This window comes from Cupriavidus sp. 22TCCZM01-5 (assembly GCF_057798915.1).
This window is the reverse complement of sequence record NZ_JBYOJR010000006.1, coordinates 43,602-61,590: the sequence shown is the minus strand read 5'-3', so window position 1 is coordinate 61,590 and position 17,989 is coordinate 43,602. Positions and strand designations below refer to the sequence as shown.

Sequence of the window (17,989 nt, the reverse complement as noted above, 5' to 3'; positions counted from 1 at the left end):
CGGCAAGGCGTCGCGGCGACGCAAAAGTTGGCGGGTGACGGTCAGCGCTTGACCGGCTCTGCGGCGGCAGCCGATGCAGCCTGTGCCGCGCTTTCACTATCGGATTCCGGGTTGCCATCCTCCTGGCTCCTTCTGGTGCCGCTGCGATTCGAAGCCCCCGAGAACAGGATGCCCCAGTTGTCGAAGCGGCGGTTGAACAAAACCGACAGACCATTGATGGATCCGCCCTTGGCGATCAGCGACCAGCGGCGCGAGAACGCCCAGGTCAGCTTGACCACGTTGGAAGCCGACGTCAGGCTCTGCTCGTAACCGACCGAGAGCTTCTCGGTCACGGCCTTGCCCACGCTCACCACCTGCTGGTCATTCAGGCCGGCCGTGGACGGGCCGATGGAGAATTCGTCGAGGCCGAAATGCTGCACGACGCCCTTCCCCGCCTTGCCGCCGATCATGCCGAGCGCGGCACCACCCAGTGCCGCGCCGCCGAGCTGCTTCTGCTGGCCCGCCGCGGCGCTTTCCGCACCATAGCCGAACATCAGCCACGACAGCTTGTCTTCCTCCGGCACATTGGGCTCGGATACCAGCCGCACGCGCGGCAGTCGCACCGTGCCGGTCACCTCCACGCCGGCTTCGACTTCCTGGCCGCGGCGCATCGCGCGGATGAACATGTTCGGATTGTCGATCGGGCCGTTGAAGTTGAGGGTACCGCGTTCGATGTTCAGCTTGCGGCCGAAGGCCTCGTAGGTGCCCTCGGTCACGCGCACGGTGCCCGTGGCCTTCAGCGGCGAGAGCGGCTCGCTGCGCACCGTCATCTGCCCGGCCAGTTCGATATCTGCGCCGGCGCCGCGGAAGCGGAAGTCGTTGCCGAGATCCACCGTGACCTCGATCAGCGGGCTGAACTTGCTTGCGGGCTTGGTCTCCGGCGCCGGCGTGGCCGCCGTCTTCAGTTCGCGCTGGTCCTTGCGGCGCACCACCACGACGTCGTCGCCGAGCACCGGGGCTCCCGCCTTCGGCAAATCGAACAGGCCGCGGTCAACGCGGAACTTGCCGCGGATCACCATCTGGCGGTTTTCATTGCCGATGGTCGCGTTACCCGACAGGATCAGCGTGCGTTCGGGGCTGGCGAACAGCTGCAGCTTGTCGGCGACGATGCTGGCCGTCAGGTTCGGATCGGCTTCGCCCAGCTTGACGTTGCCGGTGGCGGTGACCTTGCCGTCGCCGCCGTGGAACACTACCTGCTTCAGTTCCACCGTGTTCTGATCCAGCACGATGCGAACGGTACCGTCGGTCAGACGGATGCCCAGGTCATACATCGTCAGCGCAATGCTGTCGCCGTCGACCGTGCCGGCCAGCACGGGCGCGCCGACCGTGCCGGAGAGCCGCAGCGCGGCCGCGAGCTTGCCTTCGAAGGCATACTGCGGCCCGCTCAGCGCTTCCAGAGACTTCAGCCGCGGCACATCGAGCCGCACCGTGCCGCCCAGCGTCGAGGCCGGCCCTACGGTGAGCAGGCCCTGGTCCGGCACCAGTCCCGCCGAGACATCGACCGCCACCTTGCCGATGCGCTCGGCCACGGTGCCCCCGCGCAGCGTGATGCGATTGCCGGCGATGTCGGCGCGCAGCGAGGTCTCGCCGAGCCCCAGCAACGTGAAGCCACGCCCCGCATTGACCGACATATCGCCGCTGCGGCGGCGGATTTCGGCAAACCCTGCCGCGGTTTCCGCGAGTGTCAGGTTCCAGCGGCCGTCGAGCACGAGGTCCGAACGCATCGGCGGCTTCTCACCGGTCACGGTTTCGACGAGCTCCAGCACATGGCCGACCTGCATGCCATCCAGATGGCCCTGCGTGCGGATGCGGCCGTGGTCCCAATCCAGGCTGTCGACCTGCAGCACGGCGCGGTCGAGCAGCAGGCGCGTGGCGCCGAGCCGCAGCCGTTGATCGGCCACCATGAGTTGCGCCGGCGCGGCCAGCTTCACGTTGACGGTGCTGCGTTCCTCCAGCGTGCGGATGGTGCCTTGCCAGCCATCTTTCGGCCCCTTCCACGCCCCCTGGCCGGACAGCGCCAGCTGCAGCGGCCGCTGGTGCAGCGTGCCGGCAGCCTTGGCATCGAAAACGTGGCTGGCCTGGGTGCCGTTGAGCGTGGCATCGAGCGTACTCAGGCTTGCCTGCGGCCCCTTGTAGCCGCGCGCCGCGAGCTGGACCGACAACGTGCCGTCGAGCCCGCCGCGAACTTCGGCGTGGCCGCTGGCCGTCGCCACGCTGTGTGGTCCGAATTTCAGCGCCTGCGCACTGTAGTCGCCCACGATCTCGGGCCGCTTGATCGTCCCGCTCACGTCCGCGTCAAGCTTGAGCTTGCCCGCCACGCCGAATTTCAGCCGCTCCAGTTGTGGCGCGTCCACGGCGACATGCAGGCGGTCGCCGCGCGCGCCGAAGCTGCCGCGCAGGTCGACCTGGTTGCCGGCCATGCTGAGCGAGGCCTCGCTGGGCAGCAGGCGCTCGCCGGCCAGGCGGATCTTGCCCGCACCGGTCATCGGCAGGCCGGCGTACTCGCTCTCGCGCACGGTGAAATCCACCGCGGCGCGAATCTCGTTGACCAGCGTGCCGGTCGTGCTGAAGTCCGCGTTGATGCGGCCGCTGGCGACCTTGGCCAGGCGCGCCGGGTCGAACGCCGCCAGCTTGCCTTTGAACTCGAAGGCCTGCCGGTCCTTCAGGCCGAGCTTGCCGTCGGCCGTGAGCGTCCCCGCGCCCAGGGTTGCGCGCAGCGCCGACAGCGTCAGTGTTTCCTCGTCCATGCTGGCATCGGCAAAGAGCTTGAACTCGCCGCCGCTGAGGTCCAGCGCCACGCTCTGGCGGCCGCGGTCCAGTCGAACGGCCAGCGGGCCGGACAAACTGGCTTCGTTCAGCGAGCCATGCAAGGCGGCGGGATTGAGGCCGCGCACGTCCAGGTCGAAGGCACCGCGGCCGTCCTGCAGCGAGCCACTGCCCGTGATCTCGGCCTTGCCCGCCAGGGCGATGCGCAGATCGCGCAAGGCCTGTGCCTTCTCGTTGAGCTGCACGTGGGCCTGCACGGACTGCACCGGCAGTTTGCCAGCATCGATGCGGCCCGCTTCGAGGTTGCGCACCATGATGTCGCCGGCGACGGTGAGCGGAGCCGCCGCTGGGGCAGGTGCCGCCGGGCCTGAAGCCGGAACCGATGCCGGCGCCGATGCCGGCGCCGGCGGCTTCGCCGGCGCACCGGTTGCGTCGACCGGCCGCAGTTCGGCGTGAACCGTCAGGTTCGCCTGCGGCGCCGACGGACTGAACAGCCGCGGGTTGATGCGCTCGCCATCGACCAGCAGGTGTGTGAACGGCACCTTGCCGTATGGCGTCACGTCGGCGCTGGCACGCGCGCGGATGCGCTCGCCGTTGGCCTCAAGCTCGGCGCGCAACGCCTCCAGCGAACCCTGCGCGCTGGCGCTGACCGTAAAGTCCTCCTTTTGCCAGCTTGCCTCGAGCAAGGTTTGCACGTTGAGCGCAAACGGGGCCTGCGCCGCGATCTGCGCGTTGGCGGCCAGCTTGCCATAGGGTGTCTCGAGCCGGTCGACACTGAGGCGATGCCGCAGTCCGTCGGAATGCAGCGCGCCCGCCAGCCCCGTGAAGATCATCGGCTGCGCCGTTGGCGCCGGGCTGGTGCGCAGGGCCAGCCGCTCCAGCGTCAGCACGTCGATGTCGATGGCCAGCGGCAGTTCGAGCGAAGCCGGCATCTTTGCCGGCGTCGTGCTCGGGGCGGACGGCCCCAGTTGCACGTCCACTTTGCCGATACGCAGCCACGCCACATGCCAGTGCCGCGGCGACCACGCCATATTCCAGCTGCTGTCGATCCGGTCGACCGTGACGCGCGTTTCGCCGCTCGCGAACACCACGTCGCGCAGCCGCAGGCCCTGGAACAGCGTGCCGCCTTCATATTTGCCGGACAGCATCCCTGCCGATAACCGCGTGGCCAGCGCCCACAGGTGCCGCGTGCCGGCCTCGGAGCGCAGCGCCAGCACGCCGGCGGCAGCCAGCGCCACCAGCAAGGCCAGCAGGCCCGCGGCGATCCACGCCAGCACCCGCCGCCAACGCCGGCGGCGAGGCGGCGGTGCGTCAGGCGGCGGCCCGTCGTTGCCCCGGCCCGGTACGGAAGGCATGTCGGCCAGGCTCATCAGAACGCCACTCCGAGCGAGATATGCGGACGGAACTGCTTGTCCTGGATGCCGTAGCCGATGTCGAGCTGCACCGGTCCCACCGGGCTGCGCCAGCGCGCGCCGACGCCCACGCCATTGAAGATCTTCACGTCGTTGAGCGCGTCGGCGGCCGTGCCGGCGTCCCAGAACACCGCCATGCCCCAGTCGGGCTTGAACCAGTACTGGTACTCCAGCCCGGTCGTGGCCAGGTACTTGGCCGGCAGCACGCTGGAGCCGCTTGCCGTGCCGATCGACTGGTAGCTGTACCCGCGCACGGAATCGGTACCGCCGGCGCGGAAGCGCAGCGTGGCCGGGATCTTGCTGGAATCGGCGCTGGTGAGGTTGGCGCCAAGCTCCAGCCGCGCGATGAACAAGTCGCGGTTGCCCACCGGCACGTACTGGCGGATGCGCCCGTACGCGCGGAAGAACGTGGCATCACTGAGCAGCCCCTTGGCCGCCACGCCGAGTTGGGTGTTGATCACGTTGCCGCGCCGGGGAAAAACGGGATTGTCCACATCGCGCCGCGTCCACGCGAAGGCCGGGACCAGTGCCTTGCTGATCTGCGCGGGCTGGTTCTGCGGCAGCAGGTTGTCGTAGTAGAAGTCCAGCGACAGCGTGATGTCGTACTTCTCGCGCGAGCGCGAGCGCTTCAGGCCGGCACGCCAGCTCGTGGTGTCCGTGTTCTCGAGGTCGAGGGTGCGTTCGTAGCTGCCATACAAGCTGTTGCGGAACGTGCTCCGATCCGGCGGCATGGCGGTTTCGGCGAACAGGTAGGTGCGTTTTTGCTCGATGCTGGCCTGGGAATCGAACACCCAGGCGCGGTTGAACAGGTTGTAGTAGGAATAGCGGCCTCCGACCTGCGCGCCGGTATCGGTCGTGAAGCCGACGCTGCCGTTGAGCCGATGTTCGGGATACTCGCGCACCTTGACCTCGACCGGCGCGGTAATCACGCCGTCGGGCGGGTTGGCCGCCTGCCCGGCAGGCGGCACCAGCTCGACCTGCACGTTCGAGAAATAGGGCTGGTTCTGGATCGCGCGCTGCAGCTCGAGCAGCCGCTCCACGCGGTACGGCTCGCCTTCGTTGAGCGGATTCACGTTGTAGATGATCTGCGCGGGGTAGCGTCGCGTGCCGCTGACATGCAACGGCCCCAGCAGGTACGCCGGCCCGCTGTCATAGCGCGCCGACAGGTCCGCGCGCAGTTCGTCGGGCTCAATCAGCGCCCGGGACTGGGCCAGCCGCGCCCCGTAGTAGCTCCGGCTCTGCAGCGCCACCAGCGCATCTTCCTTGGCCTTGTCCCAGGCTTCCTGCCGGAACGGCTCCCCGGCGGGCAAGCCCCACTTTTTCTGCACCTCGGCCACCTGTTCGGGAGAACGCGTGGCCGCCGGCCCATCCACCTTGATATCGACGTTGCGAATGAGCGTGCGCGCGCCGGGGTCGACCATCACGTGCACCACGCGCTTGTCGCCCCCGCCCTCCAGTCGCGTGGTGGTGACGGGGTCGAAATATCCCTCGGTGGAAGCGAATTGCCGCACCTGGTCGCCCACGGTTTCGACCATATAGTCGAACTGGTCGGGAGACAGGTCGGTGCGGTCCTTGTAGCGGGACAGGTCGAGGTGGTTTTCCAGGATCTCGCGCAAAGGCTTGGGTGCCTCTACCTCGACCTCGTAGGCGGCCTGCGCCGGCAGCAGCCACGCCGCCAGCGCAGGCAGGAGCAGCGCGCGCAGGCGCGCGTGCCTCCGGCGCCGCGCATCCGGCCGGATACTCCAGTCTGGGGTGGCCGCCACGCGGGCCGGTTCGGTCCTCATTCGCTGGTGTTGCTCCGACGGGCGGAATGGCGCGTGCGCGCGGCACGCAATGTCGGTATTTGACCACACCCCCGCCCGTGCCCGAAACCACATACCGCCATAAGCATGCCGGCCGGCGAGCCCTGGCGGCATTCCGGCACCGTGGAACGGACCGTGGCAGGGGCCGAATACTGTAAAATCCTGCCGCACCGTACCTTCTGCCGCCTCGCGGCGCATTACCAGAATCCCACCATGGCCATGTACGAATCGGAAATCACCCAGTTCCTGAAATCGCTGAAGCAGGAACGTCCCGCCCTCGAAACCGAGCAGCGCGAAGGCCGCGCCCTGCTGTGGGACAAGGAACCGATCGACCTCGACGAGCGCACCCGCGCCCAGGCTTCGCGTGTGGCGCAAAAGCCCTACGTCTACTCGCTGGACAATTGATTCGCTCTGAAGTGGCGGATAACGCACGCCATCCATGAACCCGAGCGATCAGGACAAGCTGCCGCTTGCCGTGGAACTGCCTGCCGCGCCGCCGGCGCAGCCGGGCGGCCCGGCCGATGTGGTTGACGGCATGGCGTTCGCGCGCCTGTATGGCGAACCGCTGTTCAAGCTGCCGCAGGACCTCTACATCCCGCCCGACGCACTCGAGATCTTCCTGGAGGCGTTCGAGGGCCCGCTGGACCTGCTGCTGTACCTGATCCGCAAGCAGAACTTCAACGTCCTGGACATCCCGATGTCGCAGGTCACCCGGCAGTACCTCTCGTACATCGAGCAGATCCGCAAGACCAATCTGGAGCTGGCGGCCGAGTACCTGCTGATGGCGGCGATGCTCATCGAGATCAAGTCGCGCATGCTGCTGCCGGTCAAGAAGGCCGACAGCGACGAGGATGCCGAGGATCCGCGCGCCGAGCTGGTGCGCCGCCTGCTCGAATACGAGCAGATGAAGCTGGCCGCGCAGCGCCTGGACACCGTGCCGCAGCTCGGCCGCGACTTCCTGCGCTCGCAGGTTTATATCGAGCAAAGCCTGGCGCCGCGTTTCCCGGACGTGGAAACGATCGACCTGCAGGCAGCGTGGGCCGACGTGCTCAAGCGGGCCAAGCTCAACCAGCACCACAAGATCTCGCGTGAAGAACTGTCGGTGCGCGAGCATATGAGCCAGATCCTGCGCCGGCTGCAGCACGCGCGCTTCATGGAATTCACCGAGCTGTTCGACGACGCCATCCGCTCCGGCAAGGGCGTGCCCGTGGTGGTCGTGAACTTCATCGCCATGCTGGAGCTGTCGCGCGAATCGCTGGTGGAGATCACGCAGGCCGAGCCGTTCGCGCCAATTTATGTGCGATTGGCGTACACCCCGACCTGACCTCCCCGCCGCGCCGAGCCCGCCGCGCAGCCACATGTTCTACAATCCGCCGACAACCCTTGAAGAGGCCGCACGAGGCCCGGCAGGGCATGTCGGCGCGCCCGCCAGAAGGCGCCAGGGTCACCCATACCACGACAGCACACCAAGTTCATGAAAGTCATTTCCTCCATCCAAGAGCTGCGTGACCAGTTGCGCGGGCAAAACCGTGTCGCGTTCGTCCCGACCATGGGCAACCTGCACGAAGGCCACCTGTCGCTGATGCGCCTGGCACGCCAGCACGGGGACCCGGTGGTGGCCTCGATCTTCGTCAACCGCCTGCAATTCGGCCCGAATGAGGATTTCGACAAGTATCCGCGCACCTTGCAGGACGACATCGAGAAGCTGCAAAGCGAAGGGGTGTATGTGCTGTTCGCCCCGACCGAGCGCGATATGTACCCGGAGCCGCAGGAGTACCGCATCGATCCTCCGCACGACCTTGGCGATATCCTCGAAGGCGAGTTCCGTCCGGGCTTCTTCAAGGGCGTCTGCACCGTGGTGATGAAGCTGTTCACGTGCGCACAGCCGCGCGTGGCGGTATTCGGCAAGAAGGACTACCAGCAGTTGATGATCGTGCGCCGCATGGTCCAGCAGTTCGCGCTGCCGATCGAGATCGTGCCAGCGGAAACCGTGCGTTCCGACGACGGCCTGGCGCTGTCGTCGCGCAACCGCTATCTGAGCGAAGCCGAGCGCGCCGAGGCGCCCATGCTCTACCGCACGCTGCACGATGTGCGCGACACCGTGCTGGGCAGCGACCGCGCGGCCACGCAACTGCAGACCGTCGAGGCCAACGCGTGCGCCGCACTGGCCCAGCGCGGCTGGAAGCCGGACTACGTGGCCATCCGCAAGCGCAGCAACCTGCAGGCGCCGACGCGCGAGGAATTCGCCGCCGGTGAACCGCTGGTGGTGCTGACGGCGGCTAAGCTGGGGGCTACGCGGCTGATCGACAATCTGGAGATTTGAGGGGCGGATTTGGGGTGATTGGGTTGTCGTGCTTGGCATGCGCCGCTGTTTCGCCGGCGTCGCCGGCGGGGGGCTTGTGGTGATGATTGGGGCGCCTGCCATCCCCCCAAACCCCTCACACTTCAAGCCCACGCATCCCCCCGCCCCGCTGGCTCGCCTTAACCACATGGCGCCGGTGCCCGCGCCGGCGCTTCCACCAGATCAGCACGCCCGTGATGGCAAACATCAGCGGCGCCAGCCCGAATACGGTGATGAACACCCTGCCCGGCACGCCGAAGGCCTCGCCGGTATGCAGCGGGAACAGCCAGTTCAGGAAGGTGTCGCCCGCCGGCGCATCAGCGGGATCGCGCACGCCGAGCCGCCGGCCGGTATAGGCATCTAGCCACAGGCGCGTGGCGCCGCTGTCCTTGCGCACCTCGCCCGGCTGGCGCAGCCGCACCTCATAGGCATCGCCCGCCTTGCGCGGGAAGCTGATACGGGTCACGGCGGCATCCGGGTATTCGGCCTGCGCGGCCGCCATCATCCGCGCCGCGCCCAGCGGCCGCGCGCCGGGCTCGACCGGCGCCGACACGTGCCTCGCCGGCGGCGTCACGGTCATCACGCTGGACACGATCGGCGTGACCCATTTCGGCAGGTTTAGATACCAGCCCGAGAAGGCGATGATCGCCAGCACCGGCGCGGCAAAAATGCCGCCCGCGCGATGCAGCGTATAGGTGAAGCGCGACCACGATCCCCCATGCGTGATGCGGAACGCCTGCAGCACCGAACGCGGCCGCAGCTTCGGCCACCATGCCACGATGCCGAGCAGCACGGTGATAAGCAGCATCATGCCACCCACGCCGGTGATGGTCTTGCCGGTCTCGCCGCTGAGCAGGTATCGATGCAGGTGGAACAGCGTCGGCAGCAGTTGCCGGCGCGACAGGCCGGGCTCGCCCCACACGCGCTCGCCCTTCACCTCGAACGTGACCGGGTCGATCATCACCTGGCGCGAACGCCCCGGCACGGCGCCGTCAGGCCCCTTGATCGGGTACCAGGCGACAAAGACGCCATGTTCGTCGACCGGCAGCATCAGCAGGTTGGGCTTGCCGTAGCCGGGACCAGACAGGCGCTCGGTGACCGCCTGCACGGTATCGGGCGACACCGGCATCGACACCGGTGCCGATGCCACAAGCAGCTCGGGGTTCAGCCACGCGTCGAGCTCGTCGCGCCACGCAATGGTGGTGCCGGTGAGCCCCATCAGGACGAACAACAGGCCGAAAACCAGGCCGATATACAGGTGCAGCTTGACGATGACGACGCGAAGGCGGCCAGTGACCATGGGCGACAGAAGGGAATGCGAAGGCCGGCGGAAATGGCGCACGATGCATGCCACGGGCCAAGCAATGCAAATGGGAAAGATTCGCAATTCTAACAGGAGGCGGGATGCCGGCAGGTGGCCGCGTGCCGATGCGGCAGAATGAAGCCCCACCCCGCCACTGACCGCCACGATCCATGCCTGTCGCCCTGACGCCCGCCACCTGCGCCGACGCCAACCTGGTGGCGGCCCTGCACGCTGAAAGCTGGCGCCGCACTTACGCCGGCTTGCTGCCGCAAGAATACCTGGCACATACCGCACCGGCAGAGCGCCGTGCGGCCTGGCATGCGCGCTTGTGCAATGGCGCCGAAGCGCCACTCGAAGTGACGCTGGTCCGAGTCGATGGCGAGCCCGCTGGCTTCGCGTGCCTGATGCCCAATGCGGAACCTTCCCATGGCATCTACCTGGACAATCTGCACGTGCTGCCGGCCTTCCACGGGCATGGGCTAGGCAAGCGCCTGCTGGCCCATTGCGCGGCGCGCGTGGCCACAGGCTGGCCGGGCCGCCCGTTGTTCCTGTATGTGCTCGACGGCAACGACCAGGCGCGCGAGTTCTACCGCAGACTGGACAGCCACGAATCCGAAAGCTTCGAGGACCCGTTTCCCGGTACGGACATCATCGTGGCGGTCCGGCGGGTGACCTGGAACGACGTCCCGGCGCTGCTCGCACGGCTGCAGCCGACAACCCGTTAGCGGCGCAGCGGCGCGAACATGGCACGCAGGTCGAGATGGCTGGCGACGCTGTCGGCCAGCCGCTCGATCGAAGCCTCGCGCAGGGCCGCCATGTCGATCCCTTGCGCCCCGTCCAGCCCGGCCCAGCGCAACAGCGCCTGGCAGGCCGCCGGCTCGTCGAACAGGCCGTGCACGTAGGACGCCAGCACCTGGCCGTCTTCGGAACAGGCACCATCGGGGCGTGCGGTGCCATCGCCCGCTTCCAGCCATAGCGCCGGGCTGTCGAGCGCCGCACCGGCGCTGACGCCCATGTGGATTTCGTAGCCGGCGACCGCCGCGTCGGCGCCTGCCAGCCGGCCGCTGACGCGGCGAAGCTGCTTGTGCGGCGCGAGCGTGGTCTCGTAGTCGAGCCAGCCGAAGCCGGCGCTGCTGCCCGCCGGCCCTTCATGCCCGGCGGGATCGTGGATCTGCCGGCCCAGCATCTGCATGCCGCCGCAGATGCCGATCACCTTGCCGCCATAACGCAGGTGCCGCTGCAACGCCGGCTCCCAGCCATTGGCACGCAGGAAGTCCAGGTCGGCGCGCACGCTCTTGCTGCCGGGCAGGATCACGAGGTCCGCCGGCGGCACCGGCATGCCGGGCCCGATAAAGCGCAGGTCCACCTGCGGGTGGGCGCGCAGCGCGTCAAAATCGGTATGGTTCGAGATGCGCGGCAGCACCGGCACGATCACGCGCAGCAGCGTGTCCGCCGCGCCGAGCTTGGCCGACTGCGTGCCGATGATGGCGTCTTCCGCATCGAGATGCAGGCCGTGCAAGTAGGGCAGCACGCCGAATACCGGCTTGCCGGTGCGCGCCTCCAGCCAGTCCAGCCCCGGCTCGAGCAGGCGGATATCGCCGCGGAAGCGGTTGACGATGAAGCCGGTGACGCGCGCGCGCTCGCTGTCCGACAGGCAATCCAGCGTGCCCACGAGGTGCGCGAAGACACCGCCGCGGTCGATGTCGGCCACCAGCACGACCGGGCAATCGACGCGCTCGGCAAACCCCATGTTGGCGATGTCGCGGTCGCGCAGGTTGATTTCGGCGGGGCTGCCGGCGCCCTCCACCACGACCACGTCATAGGCCTGCGCCAGCCGCGTGTGCGAGGCCAGCACCGCCTTCATGGCCTCGGGCTTGTAGGCGTGATAGGCACGCGCGTCGAGGTCGAGCCGGGCCTGGCCGTGGATGATGATCTGCGCGCCGGTGTCGCTGCTGGGCTTGAGCAGCACCGGGTTCATGTCGGTATGCGGCGCCAGCCCGGCGGCCAGCGCCTGCAGCGCCTGGGCGCGGCCGATCTCGCCGCCGTCGGCCGTCACGGCGCTGTTCAGCGCCATGTTCTGCGGCTTGAATGGCACCACGCGCGTGCCGGCGCGGGCCAGCACGCGGCACAGGCCCGCGACGATCGTGCTCTTGCCGGCGTCGGAAGTCGTGCCCTGGACCATCAGCGTGCCGCGCAAGGTACCCATGTCGCCGTTGTCCCTAGTTTCAGAAGCATCACATTGCATAGCGGCCGATTATCTCATCGGTCCGTGCGACGACCGGATGCGACCGCTACAATACCCGGATGGAAACACCGGCCACCGATACCGCGTCCGCCACGGCCGCCGAGCCCCGCCGAGCCGCGAACGGCCATGGCCCGCGCCAGCTCACGCTGGTGCTCGGCGGCGCACGCTCGGGCAAGAGCCATTACGCCGAGCAGCTGGCGACCGACCATGCCACCATCAAGGGCGGGCCGGTCACCTACGTTGCCACTGCGCGCCAGGACCCGGACCAGACCGACGAAGAGCTGGAGCTGCGCATCGCACTGCACCGCGCACGCCGGCCGGCCGACTGGCAGCTGGTTGAAGAACCGATCCGCCTGGCCGATACGCTTTACGCGCATGCACGCCATGACGGCTGCATCCTGGTGGATTGCGTCACGCTGTGGCTCAACAACCTGCTGTTCCCGAAAGACCGCGCGTATCCCGAGCATGGCGTGATCACGCCGCCGGACGTCTTCACCGAAGAAATCGAAGCGCTGCTCAACGCCCTGCCCACGCTGCCCGGCCACGTGATCCTGGTATCGAACGAGATCGGCTTCGGCGTGGTGCCGATGGGCGCGATCACCCGTTTCTATGTCGATGAACTCGGCCGCCTGAACCAGAAGCTGGCTGCGGCCGCCGACTGCGTGCGGCTGCTGGTCGCCGGCATTCCTGTTCCCGTCAAAGGCCCTGACCCGGCATGATCACGTTGTCCTGGCCAGCTTGCGCGGCCGCGGCGCTGGCGGGCGTGCTGCTGGACCAGTGGCTGGGCGAGCCCAGGCGCTGGCATCCGCTGGCCGGCTTCGGCCGTCTCGCCAATGCGCTGGAACACCGCTTCAATCGATCTCCACAGACCACGCCCGCCTGGCGCCAGCGAATCGCGGGCATTGCCGCGTGGTCGTTGATGGTGCTGGTGCCGGCGGCGCTGGTCTCGCTGCTGGCCGACGCGGCAACCGGGTGGCATCCGTGGCTCGGCTGGATGGTGCACGTCGTCGCGCTCTACGCGGCGCTGGGCGCGCGCAGCCTGTACCAGCACATCGCGCCGATCGCCGAGGCGCTGGCACGTGCCGACCTTGGCGCGGCACGCGCACTGACCGCTCGCGTCGTGTCACGCGACACGGCCGATGCCGACAGTGAAGCGCTGGCGCGCGCCGCATGCGAATCGGCGCTGGAGAATGGCAACGACGCGATCTTCGGCGCGCTGTTCTGGTTCCTCGTGGGCGGCGCGCCCGCGGTGATCGCGTTCCGGCTGGCAAATACACTCGATGCGATGTGGGGCTACCGCACGCCGCGCCTGCGATATTTCGGCTGGGCTGCCGCGCGGCTTGACGATGTTCTCAACCTCGCGCCCGCGCGGCTGACGGCGCTGTCCTATGCGCTGCTCGGCACCACCGCGCAAGCCCTGCGGTGCTGGCGGACGCAGGCGCCGGCCTGGTCCAGCCCCAACGCGGGCCCGGTAATGGCCGCCGGCGCCGGTGCGATAGGCGTGGCGCTGGGCGGTCCGGCCCGCTACCACGGTGAACTCGAGGCACGTCCGCCGCTGGGCACCGGCGCCCGGCCTGACGCCGGCCATGTGCTGGCCTGCCTGCGGCTGGTGCGGCGCACGTTGTGGCTATGGCTCGCGCTGGCCCTGGCGAGCGCAGCGGCCCTGTACGCGTTTTCCCCCCTGCTATCCCGATGAGGCCCGCACTGGCTCCCATCCGCCACGGCGGCGACCTGCAGGCAGCCGTGCGCCGCTACGGACGGCCCGCCGCCGGATGGCTGGACCTGTCCACCGGCATCAATCCGTCGGGCTATCCGGTTCCCCCGATTCCGGCCGAGGCCTGGCAGCGCCTGCCCGAGGACGACGACGGTCTCGCGGACATCGCCGCACGCGCGTTCGGCGCTCGGCAGGCGCTGCCGGTCGCCGGCTCGCAGGCCGCAATCCGCACGTTGCCGCAACAGCTCGCGCGCGGACGCGTCGGCGTGGCCGCGCTCGGATACAGCGAGTACGCCCCTGCGTTCGCCGCTGCCGGCCATGAAGTCGTGCTGCTCGGCGAAGCGGATTTTGCGCAGCCTTCGCTGGCTGATGGCCTGGACCACCTGGTCGTGGTCAATCCGAACAATCCGACCGGCCGCCTGCTCCCAGCAAAAACGCTGCTTGGCTGGCACGCGACCCTCGCCCGGCGCACCGGCACCCTGGTCGTCGACGAAGCCTTCATCGACTGCACGCCGGGACACTCCATCGCGGCTCACACCGGCGCACCAGGCCTCGTAGTGCTGCGCTCGCTTGGCAAGTTCTACGGGCTCGCCGGCGTCCGCTGCGGCTTCGTACTCGGCGAGCGCGCGCTGCTCGATGTGCTGCATGAGCGCCTGGGCCACTGGACCGTATCGGGCCCGGCGCGCGTGATCGCCCGCGCGGCACTGGCCGATGCCGGCTGGCAGGCTGCCAACCGTGACCGGCTGGCCGCATGGGGCGAGCGCCTGTCGGCACTGCTGCATCGCTACGGCCTGCAGGCAGTGATGCAACCGCTGTTCTGCTGGGTGCCCCATGAAGAGGCGGCCCGACTGCACGATGCGCTGGCCCTGCATGGCGTCTGGACCCGCCGCTTCGATGCCGCCGGCGACTGCCCGCCGGGCCTGCGCCTTGGCCTGCCGCCCGACACACAGCACGCATGGCAGCACCTGGAAGCCGCGCTGGCTGCCGTGATGCGCCGCTGAATGCCACCACTGCGAACCCGCTCATCCAGCCGATGTCCGATCGTACTGCCCTCATACGCCACCTTGCTGCCGCTGCATGGCTCTGCGCTGCCGCGCCGGCCATGGCCGCCATTTCCGTCGTCGACGACGCCGGCCAGACTGTCACGCTCGCCCAGCCCGCCCGGCGCGTGGTGTCGCTGGCCCCGCACGTGACCGAGCTGATCTACGCCGCGGGCGGCGGCGAGCGCATCGTCGGCACCGTCAGCTACAGCGACTACCCACCGCAGGCGCGTGATATTCCGCGCGTCGGCGACAACAAGGCGCTGGACCTCGAACGCATTGCCGCGCTCAAGCCGGACCTGATCGTGGTGTGGCGCCACGGCAATGCGCAGAAGCAGACCGACCGCCTGCGCGCACTGGGGCTGCCGCTGTTCTACAGCGAGCCGCGCCGGCTCGATGCGATTCCCGAGAACCTGGAAAAGCTCGGCACATTGCTGGGCACCGAAGCCGTGGCCCGCCGTGCCGCGGACGATTTCCGCCAGCGCGTGGCGACGCTGCGCAAGACCTACGCGGGCAAGCCGCCCGTCACGGTGTTCTACCAGGTCTGGCAGCAGCCGCTGATGACGCTCAATGGCCAGCACCTGGTCAGCGACCTGCTTGCGCTGTGCGGCGGCCGCAACCTGTTTGCCGCTGAATCGCCATTGGTGCCCACCGTGTCGGTGGAGGCTGTGGTGGCCGGCAATCCGGAAGTCATGCTGACCGCAGGCGCGGGCGCCACGCAATCGGACCGGCCGCTGGCGGATTTTGCGATGTGGGAGAAATGGAAGCAGGTCACGGCGGTGGCACGCGGCAATCTGTTCACGATCAACGGCGACCTCGTCAACCGCGCCGGCCCGCGCGTGGTGCAGGGCGCCGAGCAGATCTGCAAGGACCTCGACACGGCGCGCAGCCGCCGGCCCGCGCGCTGATCAACCCGCGCTGCGGTTCCACCACGCGAGCTGCGGCATGCCGTGGCCGAGACGGAACCGGCAGCTCGCGCCAAAGCCCAGCTCCCAACCCAGCGTCGTCGCCAGCGGCAGGCCGAGCCAGTGGGCGGCCAGCATGCGCATGGGTCCCGCGTGGCCGATTACCCACAGACAGGCGTCGGGCGAAGCCGGCTGAGCCAGCGACTCTGCCCAGCCGGACACACGCGCCATGACCTGCGCCGCGGTCTCGCCGCCGTGCGGGCAGGCATCGAGCAGGTCCTGTGCGAGCGCGTCGAGCTCGCCGCGCGCGATGTCGTCCCATGCGCGCCCTTCCCACGCGCCGAAGTCGATCTCGGCAAGGCGCGGCTCGAACTCGGGCTCCAGCGTGTGCGCGGGCAAGGCCTGCAGCAGCAGCCGGGCCGTGTCCGCGGCGCGCCGCAGTGGGCTCGTCAGCACGCGATGCGGTGTCGGCAGCGCCGCAACGATGGCCGCTGGCGCCGGCGCAACCGGCGCGGCCAGGCACAGGTCCAGGCGGCCATAGCAGATACCGGGGCCGATATCGGGCCGCGCGTGGCGGATCAGGACCACGTCCATGCCGCGGCCACCAGGTAGATCAGCAGTTCGGCCAGTTGCTGGGCCATGCCGAGACAGTCGCCCGTATAGCCGCCGATGCGGCGCACGAAATAGCGGCCCAGCAATATGCGCAGGATCGCCAGCGCGGCCAGCGTCACGCCAGCAAAGGCCGGCGACACGAGCACCAGCGGCGCGGCCCCGCACAGCAGCGCAAAGGCCAGCCCCGTCGCCCCAGGCCGCTGCGCCACGGGCCTGGCCTTGCCTTCGTCGCGCACATATTCCAGCGTGGCCAGGTAGCTCACGGCCATGGCGCGGCTGGCGCCATGCGCGGCGACCAGCACCAGCAGCAACTCGGCCAACCCGCTGCGCGCGCCGATCGCCACAAGCAATTGCCATTTAAGCAGCAGCGCCACGACCAGCGCGATGGCGCCGAAGGCGCCGATGCGCGAATCGTGCATGATGCGCAGCACGTCCTCGCGCCGCCACGCACCGCCAAACGCATCCACGCAATCGGCCAGCCCGTCTTCATGGAAGGCGCCTGTCAGCAGCAAGGTGGCCGCCATGCCCAGCAGCACCGCCACGCCGGGCGGCCACCACTGCAGCGCGCCCCACGTGGCCAACGCGGCCACGGCACCGACCAGCAGGCCGACGAACGGAAAGTAACGCGCGGCCGCATTCAGGTAACGCGGCTCATAGCCGACCCAGCGCGCCAGCGGCGGCGGCAGCGGCAGCCGGGTGAAGTAGCCCAGCGCGGTCAGGAAGAAGCGCAGTTCGTCGGCCATGCGTTGCGGTCAGGCCGAGGCGCCGCTGACACCGGCACCGCTGAAGGTGGCCATCTCGTTCAGGAAGGCCGTGGCCGATGCCAGCAGCGGCCAGGCCAGCGCCGCGCCGGTGCCCTCGCCCAGGCGCAGGTCCAGCGCCAGCAGCGGCTCGGCCTTGAAATGATCGAGCAGCGCGCGGTGGCCACGTTCGTGCGAGCAGTGCGAGAACACGCAGTACTGCAGCACGCGGGCATCGATGCATTGCGCCACCAGCAGCGCGGCCGACGCAATGAAGCCGTCGACGAGGATCACCATGCGGCTCGCCGCGGCGGCCAGGAAAGCGCCCGCCATCATCGCGATCTCGAAGCCGCCGAATGCGGCCAGTACATCGAGCGGCGCCACGGCGTCCGCGTGCAGTGCGAGCGCGCGTTCGAGCACCTCGCGCTTGTGCGCGAGTCCCGCATCGTCGAGCCCCGTGCCGCGGCCGATGCAGTCGGCCAGCGGCAGACCCGTGAGCCGGCTCATCAGGCAGGCCGCCGACGAGGTGTTGGCGATGCCCATCTCGCCGAAGCCGATCACGTTGCAGCCCTGCTGCGCGGCGCGCAGCACGCGCGCCATGCCGGCCATCATCGCCGCGCTGGCTTGCTCCGCGCTCATGGCGCGCGTTTCGGCAAAGTTCTGCGTGCCGTCGGCGATCCGGCAGTTGACCAGTCCCGGCGACGCGGGCAACGGCGCGCGCACGCCGGCATCGACGACCTCGAGTGCAATGCCATGCAGGCGCGAGAACACGTTGATGGCCGCGCCGCCGTTCAGGAAGTTCAGCACCATCTGCGCCGTGACTTCGGCCGGATAGGCGCTGACGCCCGCGTCAGCGACGCCGTGATCGCCCGCGAAAACGATCACGGTGGGGCGTTTGAGAGAGGGCTGCGTGGTGCCACAGATCAGGCCGATCTGCATGGCAAGGTCTTCCAGCCGGCCGAGCGCGCCGAGCGGCTTGGTCTTGTCGTCGATGGCGGCCCGCAGGGCCGGACGCAGCGCGTCGTCGAGAGGGGCGATTTCGGGGAACATCATGATGCGCAATGAGTACG

The 17,989-nt window shown here is 68.9% G+C and carries 15 protein-coding genes; 8 read left to right on the top strand and 7 right to left on the bottom strand.

Going from position 1 to position 17,989, the window contains the following annotated elements; genetic code table 11:
- Positions 1 to 41: 41 nt before the first annotated feature.
- Together AC3FNH_RS07920 and AC3FNH_RS07915 are read right to left on the bottom strand one after the other, a co-directional pair.
- Positions 42 to 4,175 carry a translocation/assembly module TamB domain-containing protein gene (locus AC3FNH_RS07920; RefSeq protein ID WP_488719651.1) on the bottom strand — a complete coding sequence of 1,378 codons (4,134 nt, stop codon included), beginning with the start codon at positions 4,173 to 4,175 and terminating at the stop codon, positions 42 to 44.
- The gene (locus AC3FNH_RS07915) at positions 4,175 to 6,001 is read right to left on the bottom strand and encodes an autotransporter assembly complex protein TamA (RefSeq protein WP_488719650.1); all 1,827 of its coding nucleotides are present in this window, start codon (positions 5,999 to 6,001) and stop codon (positions 4,175 to 4,177) included. The genes AC3FNH_RS07920 and AC3FNH_RS07915 overlap by 1 nt, the downstream gene beginning before the upstream one ends.
- Positions 6,002 to 6,232: 231 nt before the next feature.
- Between AC3FNH_RS07915 and AC3FNH_RS07910 the strand changes: the two genes are divergently transcribed.
- The 3 genes from AC3FNH_RS07910 to panC all read left to right on the top strand — a co-directional run bounded on the left by AC3FNH_RS07910 (position 6,233) and on the right by panC (position 8,342).
- A complete protein-coding gene (locus AC3FNH_RS07910; protein ID WP_276100802.1) occupies positions 6,233 to 6,424 on the top strand; it encodes a DUF3460 family protein in 192 nt (63 codons plus the stop codon).
- Between the two features lie 34 nt (positions 6,425 to 6,458).
- Positions 6,459 to 7,343, top strand: a complete 885-nt coding sequence (locus tag AC3FNH_RS07905; protein ID WP_488719649.1) for a segregation and condensation protein A — start codon at positions 6,459 to 6,461, stop codon at positions 7,341 to 7,343.
- 150 nt (positions 7,344 to 7,493) lie between these two features.
- A complete protein-coding gene (panC, locus tag AC3FNH_RS07900) occupies positions 7,494 to 8,342 on the top strand; it encodes a pantoate--beta-alanine ligase (RefSeq protein WP_276098296.1) in 849 nt (282 codons plus the stop codon).
- 115 nt (positions 8,343 to 8,457) lie between these two features.
- Here panC and AC3FNH_RS07895 read toward each other — a convergent pair whose 3' ends face one another.
- Positions 8,458 to 9,660, bottom strand: coding sequence for a PepSY-associated TM helix domain-containing protein (locus AC3FNH_RS07895; RefSeq protein ID WP_488719648.1), 1,203 nt, complete (start codon positions 9,658 to 9,660; stop codon positions 8,458 to 8,460).
- A 173-nt stretch (positions 9,661 to 9,833) separates the two neighbouring features.
- Between AC3FNH_RS07895 and AC3FNH_RS07890 the strand changes: the two genes are divergently transcribed.
- Positions 9,834 to 10,388, top strand: coding sequence for a GNAT family N-acetyltransferase (locus tag AC3FNH_RS07890; RefSeq protein ID WP_488719647.1), 555 nt, complete (start codon positions 9,834 to 9,836; stop codon positions 10,386 to 10,388).
- Here AC3FNH_RS07890 and AC3FNH_RS07885 read toward each other — a convergent pair.
- On the bottom strand, positions 10,385 to 11,845 hold the full coding sequence (locus tag AC3FNH_RS07885; RefSeq protein ID WP_488719776.1) for a cobyric acid synthase: 1,461 nt from the start codon (positions 11,843 to 11,845) through the stop codon (positions 10,385 to 10,387). The genes AC3FNH_RS07890 and AC3FNH_RS07885 overlap by 4 nt on opposite strands.
- A gap of 122 nt (positions 11,846 to 11,967) precedes the next feature.
- Here AC3FNH_RS07885 and cobU point away from each other — a divergent pair, with 122 nt between their 5' ends.
- Genes cobU through AC3FNH_RS07865 form a run of 4 tightly spaced genes read left to right on the top strand, consistent with a single transcriptional unit; the run spans position 11,968 to position 15,570 of the window.
- A complete protein-coding gene (gene cobU, locus AC3FNH_RS07880; RefSeq protein ID WP_276098299.1) occupies positions 11,968 to 12,627 on the top strand; it encodes a bifunctional adenosylcobinamide kinase/adenosylcobinamide-phosphate guanylyltransferase in 660 nt (219 codons plus the stop codon).
- Positions 12,624 to 13,604 carry an adenosylcobinamide-phosphate synthase CbiB gene (gene cbiB, locus AC3FNH_RS07875; RefSeq protein WP_488719646.1) on the top strand — a complete coding sequence of 327 codons (981 nt, stop codon included), beginning with the start codon at positions 12,624 to 12,626 and terminating at the stop codon, positions 13,602 to 13,604. Before cobU ends, cbiB begins: the two co-directional genes overlap by 4 nt.
- The gene (cobD, locus tag AC3FNH_RS07870) at positions 13,601 to 14,623 is read left to right on the top strand and encodes a threonine-phosphate decarboxylase CobD (RefSeq protein WP_488719645.1); all 1,023 of its coding nucleotides are present in this window, start codon (positions 13,601 to 13,603) and stop codon (positions 14,621 to 14,623) included. Before cbiB ends, cobD begins: the two co-directional genes overlap by 4 nt.
- A 32-nt stretch (positions 14,624 to 14,655) precedes the next feature.
- Positions 14,656 to 15,570: a cobalamin-binding protein gene (locus AC3FNH_RS07865; protein ID WP_276098302.1), complete on the top strand. Its 915-nt coding sequence runs from the start codon at positions 14,656 to 14,658 to the stop codon at positions 15,568 to 15,570.
- Here AC3FNH_RS07865 and AC3FNH_RS07860 read toward each other — a convergent pair whose 3' ends face one another.
- The 3 genes from AC3FNH_RS07860 to cobT are packed head-to-tail and all read right to left on the bottom strand — an operon-like array spanning position 15,571 to position 17,972.
- Positions 15,571 to 16,161 (bottom strand): histidine phosphatase family protein, encoded by a 591-nt coding sequence (locus AC3FNH_RS07860; RefSeq protein WP_276098303.1) that lies wholly within the window; start codon positions 16,159 to 16,161, stop codon positions 15,571 to 15,573.
- Positions 16,146 to 16,922, bottom strand: a complete 777-nt coding sequence (locus AC3FNH_RS07855) for an adenosylcobinamide-GDP ribazoletransferase (protein ID WP_488719644.1) — start codon at positions 16,920 to 16,922, stop codon at positions 16,146 to 16,148. The genes AC3FNH_RS07860 and AC3FNH_RS07855 overlap by 16 nt, the downstream gene beginning before the upstream one ends.
- Before the next feature lie 9 nt (positions 16,923 to 16,931).
- The gene (cobT, locus tag AC3FNH_RS07850) at positions 16,932 to 17,972 is read right to left on the bottom strand and encodes a nicotinate-nucleotide--dimethylbenzimidazole phosphoribosyltransferase (protein WP_488719643.1); all 1,041 of its coding nucleotides are present in this window, start codon (positions 17,970 to 17,972) and stop codon (positions 16,932 to 16,934) included.
- Positions 17,973 to 17,989: the final 17 nt, after the last annotated feature.

Bases quoted from the DNA above. Each gene is read 5' to 3' on its own strand.
- AC3FNH_RS07915 (WP_488719650.1), bottom strand. From the start codon at position 6,001: ATGAGGACCGAACCGGCCCGCGTGGCGGCCACCCCAGACTGGAGTATC.
- AC3FNH_RS07865 (WP_276098302.1), top strand. From the start codon at position 14,656: ATGTCCGATCGTACTGCCCTCATACGCCACCTTGCTGCCGCTGCATGG.
- panC (WP_276098296.1), top strand. From the start codon at position 7,494: ATGAAAGTCATTTCCTCCATCCAAGAGCTGCGTGACCAGTTGCGCGGG.
- AC3FNH_RS07895 (WP_488719648.1), bottom strand. From the start codon at position 9,660: ATGGTCACTGGCCGCCTTCGCGTCGTCATCGTCAAGCTGCACCTGTAT.
- AC3FNH_RS07890 (WP_488719647.1), top strand. From the start codon at position 9,834: ATGCCTGTCGCCCTGACGCCCGCCACCTGCGCCGACGCCAACCTGGTG.
- AC3FNH_RS07885 (WP_488719776.1), bottom strand. From the start codon at position 11,845: ATGGTCCAGGGCACGACTTCCGACGCCGGCAAGAGCACGATCGTCGCG.
- cobT (WP_488719643.1), bottom strand. From the start codon at position 17,972: ATGATGTTCCCCGAAATCGCCCCTCTCGACGACGCGCTGCGTCCGGCC.
- cobD (WP_488719645.1), top strand. From the start codon at position 13,601: ATGAGGCCCGCACTGGCTCCCATCCGCCACGGCGGCGACCTGCAGGCA.
- AC3FNH_RS07905 (WP_488719649.1), top strand. From the start codon at position 6,459: ATGAACCCGAGCGATCAGGACAAGCTGCCGCTTGCCGTGGAACTGCCT.
- AC3FNH_RS07920 (WP_488719651.1), bottom strand. From the start codon at position 4,175: ATGAGCCTGGCCGACATGCCTTCCGTACCGGGCCGGGGCAACGACGGG.
- cbiB (WP_488719646.1), top strand. From the start codon at position 12,624: ATGATCACGTTGTCCTGGCCAGCTTGCGCGGCCGCGGCGCTGGCGGGC.
- AC3FNH_RS07860 (WP_276098303.1), bottom strand. From the start codon at position 16,161: ATGGACGTGGTCCTGATCCGCCACGCGCGGCCCGATATCGGCCCCGGT.
- AC3FNH_RS07855 (WP_488719644.1), bottom strand. From the start codon at position 16,922: ATGGCCGACGAACTGCGCTTCTTCCTGACCGCGCTGGGCTACTTCACC.
- cobU (WP_276098299.1), top strand. From the start codon at position 11,968: ATGGAAACACCGGCCACCGATACCGCGTCCGCCACGGCCGCCGAGCCC.
- AC3FNH_RS07910 (WP_276100802.1), top strand. From the start codon at position 6,233: ATGGCCATGTACGAATCGGAAATCACCCAGTTCCTGAAATCGCTGAAG.